At 59.4% G+C, this 7950-nt stretch carries 8 protein-coding genes; 1 reads left to right on the forward strand and 7 read right to left on the reverse strand.

Going from position 1 to position 7950, the window contains the following annotated elements:
* Window positions 1-21: 21 nt before the first annotated feature.
* Both E5W87_RS02575 and E5W87_RS02580 read right to left on the reverse strand, forming a co-directional pair.
* Window positions 22-2151: a type I secretion system permease/ATPase gene (locus E5W87_RS02575; RefSeq protein WP_292393685.1), complete on the reverse strand. Its 2130-nt coding sequence runs from the start codon at window positions 2149-2151 to the stop codon at window positions 22-24.
* A 40-nt stretch (window positions 2152-2191) separates the two neighbouring features.
* Window positions 2192-3640 carry a TolC family protein gene (locus E5W87_RS02580; RefSeq protein ID WP_292393687.1) on the reverse strand — a complete coding sequence of 483 codons (1449 nt, stop codon included), beginning with the start codon at window positions 3638-3640 and terminating at the stop codon, window positions 2192-2194.
* Between the two features lie 294 nt (window positions 3641-3934).
* Here E5W87_RS02580 and E5W87_RS02585 point away from each other — a divergent pair, with 294 nt between their 5' ends.
* Window positions 3935-4474 (forward strand): hypothetical protein, encoded by a 540-nt coding sequence (locus tag E5W87_RS02585; RefSeq protein ID WP_292393689.1) that lies wholly within the window; start codon window positions 3935-3937, stop codon window positions 4472-4474.
* Between the two features lie 354 nt (window positions 4475-4828).
* Here E5W87_RS02585 and E5W87_RS02590 read toward each other — a convergent pair whose 3' ends face one another.
* From E5W87_RS02590 to E5W87_RS02610, 5 genes are read right to left on the reverse strand one after another with little or no spacing between them, the layout of a single operon-like run.
* On the reverse strand, window positions 4829-5416 hold the full coding sequence (locus E5W87_RS02590; protein ID WP_292393691.1) for a hypothetical protein: 588 nt from the start codon (window positions 5414-5416) through the stop codon (window positions 4829-4831).
* Window positions 5413-6003, reverse strand: coding sequence for a L,D-transpeptidase (locus E5W87_RS02595; RefSeq protein ID WP_292393693.1), 591 nt, complete (start codon window positions 6001-6003; stop codon window positions 5413-5415). The genes E5W87_RS02590 and E5W87_RS02595 overlap by 4 nt, the downstream gene beginning before the upstream one ends.
* On the reverse strand, window positions 5987-6226 hold the full coding sequence (locus tag E5W87_RS02600) for a hypothetical protein (protein ID WP_292393695.1): 240 nt from the start codon (window positions 6224-6226) through the stop codon (window positions 5987-5989). The genes E5W87_RS02595 and E5W87_RS02600 overlap by 17 nt, the downstream gene beginning before the upstream one ends.
* Entirely contained in the window at window positions 6223-7137 is a 915-nt protein-coding gene (locus tag E5W87_RS02605) for a hypothetical protein (protein ID WP_292393697.1), read from the reverse strand. The genes E5W87_RS02600 and E5W87_RS02605 overlap by 4 nt, the downstream gene beginning before the upstream one ends.
* Window positions 7134-7769: a TadE/TadG family type IV pilus assembly protein gene (locus tag E5W87_RS02610; RefSeq protein WP_127206202.1), complete on the reverse strand. Its 636-nt coding sequence runs from the start codon at window positions 7767-7769 to the stop codon at window positions 7134-7136. The genes E5W87_RS02605 and E5W87_RS02610 overlap by 4 nt, the downstream gene beginning before the upstream one ends.
* Window positions 7770-7950 lie beyond the last annotated feature (181 nt).

Genomic DNA, 7950 nt, shown 5'->3' on the forward strand with positions numbered 1-7950 from the left:
GTTCAATATAATCTATTTTGATCAGCCACTTTTCTGCAGTGCCTTTACGACTTGTTCCTTTGGTCCGTCTGCAACTATCCTGCCTTGTTCGACAACGATAAGCCGATCCGCCAGCTCAAGCATGCTGTAGCGGTGGGTTGACACGATCAGCGTCGTGTTTCCATCGAAGGCCACTTTGAGCTGTTTGATCAACTGTCTTTCCGAAGCGAGATCCATTGAGCCTGACGGCTCGTCCAGGAAGACGATTTTCGGCTTGGTCAGCAGCAGGCGCGCAATTGCCACCGTCTGTCGCTGCCCCCCCGAGAGATTGGTACCCCGCTCGCCGACATTCATGTCATAGCCGCGCGGGTGGCGAGAGACGAACTCGTCGACGCCGGCGGCCTTTGCGGCGTCGATGATTTCCTCATCGGTCGCTTCGGGGCACGCCATCAGGAGATTTTCCTTGATGGTGCCTGAAAACAGATCGCCGGCCTGGGCGACGATTCCTACCGCAGCGCGAACCTCCGACGGGTGGTATTGGCGGATGTCGATGCCGTCGAGCAAAAGCTCTCCCGAGGTCGGAAGGAAAAGCCTGCCGATCAGGCGACCCATCGTTGTCTTGCCGGACCCTATGCGGCCGATGATTCCGATCCGTTCTCCCGGTTTCACCGAAAAATTGAGGCCGGTCAGAACCTCGTTTTCCGAACCGGGATAGACGAACCCGACATTCCTGAACACCATCGCACCGTTGCGGATGGGGCGATTGACGAAGCCCACCGTGTCCGGCCGGTCTTCCGGTTGAGCCATGATCGAATTGATGATTCTCAACGAGAGCATGGCTTGCCGCAGTCTCGAAAGCGTGATGGCGATCTGGCCAAGCGGAGCAACCGCGCGGCTCGCCAGCATGACCGTGCCTATTATTGCTCCCGTAGAAATATGGCCTTCCGAGAAGGCATAGGCGCCGGCTACGACCAGGGCGACGGTTACAAGCTGCTGTATGGCCTGGGTGATGTTGCCGGCGGCGGCCGAAAGCTGCTTGATCTTTTCCGACGTGTTGGCAGCGTTCTTGGAGTGCTCGCCCCATCTCCGCAGCAGATACGCTTCGGCCCGCAGCGATTTGATCGTCTCCAGCGTCGAAATGGATTCGACCAGCAAGGCCTGGCGCTGAGAAGCCTCGTTCATCGAGGCGGCGACTCGCTTGCCGATACGTCGCTGCGTGATCAGCCCGACGATGACCGACGCCACGAAGGCCAATGCCGGTATGACCACCAGCCAGCCGCCTATCGCATAGATGACCAGAAGAAAGACGAACACAAAAGCCGTATCGATGAAGACGCTGATGGTGTTGGAGGTGAAGAACTCCCTCACGAACTCATATTGCGTCACGCGATTTGCGTATTCACCGGTCGAGCCAGGGCGCGCTGACAGAGACGAGTTGAGGACTTTTTCGAACAGAAGATATGATATTCGCAGATCTGCTTTGCGCCCGGCATAGTCGATGAGAGACGCCCTGGCGGTCTTCAAAAGCAGATCGAACAAAATGACGGCGCCGATGCCGATTGCCAGAACCCACAGCGTTGAAGTTGCCTTGTTCGGCAGGATTCTGTCGTAGACGTTCATGGTGAAGATCGGCGAGGCGATCGCCAGCAGATTGATGAATATCGCCGACAGGACCACTTTCGAATAGGTGCGCCAGAAGGCGCCCATCGTTCCCGTCAGCCAGTGACGCCTTTCTATCTTCGCCGCGGAACCGACCTTCATTCCTTCGGCGGCATTGGCATAGGTTATCGAAAAGGAAACGCCGCCACTGATGAAACTGGCGGCAAGCTCGGATTTGGCGATGATCGTGCGGCCATCTTCCTGCGGGGCGGTCGTATATGCGCCGTCTTGCATCTCCGCCAGCAGGGCAACAGGCAACTGGCTGACGCGAAAGAGAATGGCAGGAAGATCGACACGACCGCGCAGAAAATCCCGTTGGCTGAATTCCTGGACCTCTAGACCGATGCGTTCGGCAAGATGCCTGATGTCATCCACCTCTATCCGCGTCTCTGAAAGCGGAACCCCGGCGAACAGGACGGTTTCGGCGCTCGGTCTGCCGAGATATCCGGCAACAGCCGAAAAGCAGGCCTTGAATGCCTCTTTAGGAGAGAGGATGTTGGGTTGCTGATTCACGATCTGCCCGCAAGGACTCTCGATCGATCCTTAAACCGAGCTATTTCTTCCTGACCGGGGCGAGGATGTCGAAAGGCAGATCATTTTTCTGTTCCGACGGGGTGCGCGCATAGGTTTCGGTGTCAGCAGTCTCTGGCGTTGCAAACTCGCTCCTGGCATAAGCCGTCGCCTGTTTTGCCGGCTGAAGGTTCATCGTTTTCAGCAACTGCCCGGTCGCCGCCAACAGCCGATACTCCGCGAAAAGCGATGCGTAAGAGGCAGTATCCGCCAGCGCTGCTGTGTTGAACCGCGTATTTTGCGCGTCAAGCACGTCGAGCAGCGAACGCTGTCCGACCTTGAATTGCTCGCGGTAGGACGCGACAATTTTTACGCTCTCGGCAGCTTGCTGCCGCAGAGTCTTGGCAAGTTCGGCTTGCCGGAAACGGCGATCCCACGAGGTGCGGACGGCTTCCTCGATTTCCCGCAAGACCTGATTCAATCCAAGTCGCTGTTCGCTGGTGCGGCGGATCTGTTCTTGTTCGTTGGCCTTGTCGATACCTCCGCGATAGAGGTTCCATCGCAGCACGAGCCGCGCTTGCAGGTCGCTGGCGTCGCCGTCATCGCCATCAACGTCATATCCGGCCCGGGCACGGCCTTCGGCGACGATAGCGGGCCCGAATTTAGCCCGGGCTGCGTCCACCAGTGAAGCAGCAGCGTCGATATCGCTGTTGGCCATGTGAACGCGCGGATTGTTCTCGCGCGCCAGTCCCAGCGCCTCATCAAGCGACCTTGGCAGCGCGCCGCCAACACTCCCTGGCCTTGAGGCGTTCGTCAGCGGCTTGCCGACGGTCTTGAAGAATCGTATTTTGGCCTGTTCCAGCTCTTCGGAAGCTTCCTGCAAGCGTGCCTTGGCTGCTAAAAGCCGCTCCTGGGCTTGTTGGCCGTCGGCATCGTTCAGCGCACCACCCGCGATGCCTTGCCGGATATCGCCGAGAATCCCCTGATGGAAGCCCAGGTTCTTTTTCGCCTCTGAAACGATCGAGGCCTGCAGCATGTATTCAAGATAATCCTGGACGACGGAGAGCCCGATGAATTCAGATCGCTCCAGTACCCTGAAAGAAGCCCCATCGACCCGCGACGCCTGATGGTTCAGTTCGGCCCGTCGTGCTCCACTGTCGTAGAGCGTTTGCGATATCACGACACCGGCTTCCGCCGGATAGAGCCCGTCATTCTCTATGGAGAGCGCTCGTCGGGACGAATTGTCGAGGAGCCGGGCTCCCGCAGATGCCTCGAGATCGATGCTGGGAAGATAGAGCCCTTTCGCTTGACGCAGTTCGAATTCGATTGCTTCGCGGTTTTCGATCGCTTGGCCGATCTCCGGATTGGACTCGACGGCTACGGCCATCGCTTCCTTGAGCGTGAGGGCACTAGCGCTCCCGCAAGCCAGCATCGAAAATGTAATGAGAAGGCCAAGGCGCTTGCCAATGGCCACTTTGATCGTCGTATTCATTTCTACCCCCGCCCACGCTTCCGCCTGGTACTTTGTTATATGGCCAAGCCTTCTCACCGAAGCTTTGACAAATTATCCGATAAATTCTTCGAATATGTGAGTGTTTATTGATTTAGGGCCGGCCAAGAACCGAATTCGGGCCATAAGTTTCGGGAATGTAGCAAAAATGGCACATAAAGCGGGCTCGCCACGGTTGTGGGCTGCGCCTGCGCCTGTGATCAATGCTGTTCGCCGCCTTCCTTAAGCTTCGCGCAATCTTTGCAGCCTATTCTGCTTATCGATTGGCGAGGGAACATGACGCGCAAGCCGCTACTGCTTTTTGCCTTCCCGGCTCTCATTCTTCTCATTCTGGCAGGGGAGCGAGCAGCGACGTTCCTGCTGGGAACCTATCCGGCCAGCCCTGCCATGTGGCGGATTTGGCTTGAACTGCGCCCTTTGGCGACGATGTGCTGGCAGCAGGTCGACCTTTATCTGGGCGGTTCAATGGTCCTTGATGCCGCCATCCTGACCGCCGCATCGATCCTCTGCTGGATGGCTTGCCGGACGCGGAAATCGGCCGCGTTCTTCTTCCTTGCCAACCACGCCGCTCTGCTTTTCGCCGGGTTGATGATGGCTTCCAGCAGCCATTCTGAAACAGCGAGCACGATCGCGGCATTCACCGCGCCGAGTGGCCATCCATTCTCGCTGATCCTGGATTTCACATGGCAGAACAGCCTGGTGCTAGGTCTGGGCACTGCAGCCTGCGCCTACTGTCATGTTGCGTTTCTCGGCGAAGCGCGACAGCGTTCCCGAGCCCTCGCCGTACGGCTTATTGCTCTGCAGCGGGATTTCTAATTTAGGACCCGGGGCACGCCGTGGTTTTCACGAAATGGGCTTTCACGTAGCCGTCCAGGCTCACTGACGGCAACGGATAGTAGGTGACCGGGCACCATTGCCGCTTTCGGTCCGCCCCGGCCCGCCGGCATGGGCCTGTGGCCACGATGATGCCGTTGTGATCGCTAGCGATTGCGCCCGTAGCCCTGGAGAGGTGGCTTGGCTGCGATCGGATATAGAGAACATCCCAAAAGTCGACATTGACAACATGGTAGCAGGTCGCAGCCGTCGCGCTCCCGATCGGCATTGCCAACAAGACGACGGCAGCTCTGCACGCAGCTGAACGCAAAAACCGTCTCTCGATGTCTGTCGCTTCTAGTTGATTTTCTTGTAATGGACCTTGCCGTCAGGCTGCACGATGCGCTGGTAGGACGAGTTTGGGGGAGGGGGCGGCGCCGCGATCCTCTTTTTGGGCGGGCGCGGCGCTTCGACGATACTGGGTTCGGTCGCTTCTTCGAGATCGGTGGCTGCTTCCGCCATGGTGCTGGTCGTGATCACGGAAGGCTCCGCAATGCTCGACATGTCGTCGTCACTGTCCAGGGGCAGCTCCTGTTCAAGCCGGACAATGCTGCCTTTGACTTCGTTGAAGCTGCCCTGCAGTTGACTGTCCAGTTTTTCGAACCGGCTTTGAAAGCCGTTGTTGACCGTATCAAGCCGGGCTGCGATCCGTTGCTCGAACGATCCGAGCTGTTCCAGCCGCCGTTCGACAAGGCGCAGATCGTTGATGCCGCGGTAGAAATAGACCGCGGCCGTTATGTTCACCGCCGTGATCAGCAAGGCGCCGGCGGCGACAACGCCGATCATCCTTGCATTGCTCGGTTTCCCCACTGCAGCTTGTTCTTCCGTGTGGGTTGCCGGCCCAATGTCGATTGCCGGAATATCCGGGTCGCTGATCATCGTCATTGGACCACCACCTTTGCGCCGATCGAGACGCGCTTGAAGAGATCGATCACATCGGTGTTGGTAAGACGGAAACATCCCGATGTTCCGTCGAAGCCGATGCCCTTGGGATCGTTGGTGCCGTGAATGCGGTAGAGCGTGTCGCGTCCGTCCCGCAGCAGATAGAGTGCCCTGGCGCCGAGCGGATTGTAGGGACCGGCGGGCACCATTTCCGGCAGCTCTGGCTGGCGGGCGCGCATTTCGCGGGGCGGGCGCCATTCCGGCCATGCCGTTTTCGCTCCGACCTTGACGATGCCGGTCCAACCAAAGCCGTCGCGTCCGACGCTGATCTTGTAGCGCAGCGCCTGGCCCTGCCGGGTGACTAGATAAAGCGCCTTCTCGTCCTTGCGGATGATGATCGTGCCGACCCGTTCCGCGGTTTGGAGAGCAACCGCCTTGCGCAGGCTGGGGCCCATTGCCGGCAGCGGCGGCCGGTCCGACAACGCAGATCGGGCATGGGCGAATTCCCAGACCGGCATCCCCAAGGCCAGGCCGATGATGCAGGCGCCGGCAAGCCTCGGGACGATGCGATATCTACCGTGCAGCGTCATCGAGCCGCTCTTTGAACATCCGCTTCAGGTCCTTGTTGAAGCGCGCCCGCCCGTCCACTTCGGAAGGCAGGATGGCCCGGTTCAGCGCGTCGGTGAGCAGCGCATTGTCGAGGCCGACCGACTTGATGTGCGGCGCCTTGAATATCTTCTCGAGTTCGCTGCGCGAAAAGTGGTTGCCGAACCATTTGCGCTTATGCTTGTTGGCGACCAGGGTGATGCTCACCGAATTGCCGCGCAGTTCGCGGATCTTCGTGTAGAGCCGCTTGCCTTGCCGCAGCGAGGCGACGTTGAGCTCGAAGACGATGAAGATCTCGTCGCTCGTCGAAAGCACGGAATTCTGCCAGGGGGTTTCGATATTCGGCAGGTCGATGATGATGTCGTCGAACCGGTAGGCGACGAGGTCCAGCAGCCGGAACACGAAATCGGCGCCCTGCGGCTCAAACGGCAGTTGCGGCCTCTCGAATGAATAGAGGGGCGAGAGAGCTTGATGACGTCCATCAGTTCGACATCGAGCCTTTCCGGCTGGCCGATGATGCCGGCCAGGTCGAACTGGTTGAACAGGTTGAGATAGGCGCCGCAATTGGCGCTCTGGAAATCGAGGTCGACGAGGCAGGTCGAAGCCGCACGTTCGGTGGATTTCGACGCCAGGAATTCCGCCGCCGACAGAGCGAGCGTCGTGGCGCCGGCGCCGCCGCTGGCGCTGATGAAAGTGATGATGCGGCTCTTGGTGCCCTGGTTGCCGGTGTCGTGGAAGGTGACCGCGTTCAGCAGTTCCTTGGCATCGAGCGGCTTGTGCAGCCAATCCGAGGCGTTCATGCGAACCAGGATGCGCGTCTGTTCGGAGGTCAATTCGTCGGAGACCGCGATCAGCGGCACGGTCGTCCACAAGGCGCGCGCCGCGACTATTCCGGGCTGGCCGAGCAACTCGCCATGGCCAAGGTCGAGGATGACGATGCCCGGGCGCGTCTCGGGGGGCGGGCCGTTGAGGAAGTCAGCCGTCTCGGAAATCCTGACATCGTAAATGGCCAGCGCGTCCAGCCGCGTCGCCACCTCGCGCTTGAACTGTGGATCCGACGAGAATAGGGCCACTTGCTTTCGTTTGGTCGGCAGAACCTTGGTGTTGATGGCATTCATGACGCGGTACTCTTCAGGTCTTCGCCCGTGACGGTGCTGAGCATGGAGGGCATGGTGATGTCCGCAAACCCCATCAGCCCTTGCAAAAAGAAGAACTGGAAGGTCCGGTTCTGAAGGCTGACGGTGATTGTCGGCACCGGTCCGCCGAACCGAGTCTGGTAGCCCAGGCCGGTGGCGGAATAGGCGATGACGACATTGTCGCGCCGCAGGCCAGGAAAGAAATGACACATACCCGGCCGCTGGTCTGTCGCCAACGCGGGACAGGCGTCGTCATTAGTGACTGCCGTATCGCCGCGGAAGATGCGACTGAAATTGGCAGCATTGAATGTGCCGCCATTGCTGCAAGCCCCTGTGCCGGCGGTATATGCGCAGACGAAGGGTCCATAAGCGGCGGCCACCACCGGCGCGCCCGGTGTCGTCGTCGGTGCGGCTGTAGCTAGCGCGGTGGCAACCGGATCGGAAATAGACGCCAGGCGCGCGCCTAACTGGACGGCCTTGGTGGCGGCGTTCCATTGATAGAAGGCATGGCCGAAATCGACGAAACCGAGAACAAGGGCAAACAGCAGCGTCGCCACGATGGTCATTTCTACCATCGCCGCGCCGTCTTCCGATTTCGCAAAACGCTTGATCATGATCAGAATCGGATCAACCGCTCCTCGTGAGAGCCGGTCAGCGTGATCGGACCGATTCCGATGAACGACAGCATGCCGACGCCGGTATATGGATAGTTGCCGGCCGCTCGGACGATGCAGACTTGTGCCGTGGTGGAGCGATATTGGGTGACGCCATTGACGACGGCGGGGCGACAGGAAG

It is taken from the genome of Mesorhizobium sp., assembly GCF_004962925.1.
GTDB lineage: Bacteria > Pseudomonadota > Alphaproteobacteria > Rhizobiales > Rhizobiaceae > Mesorhizobium.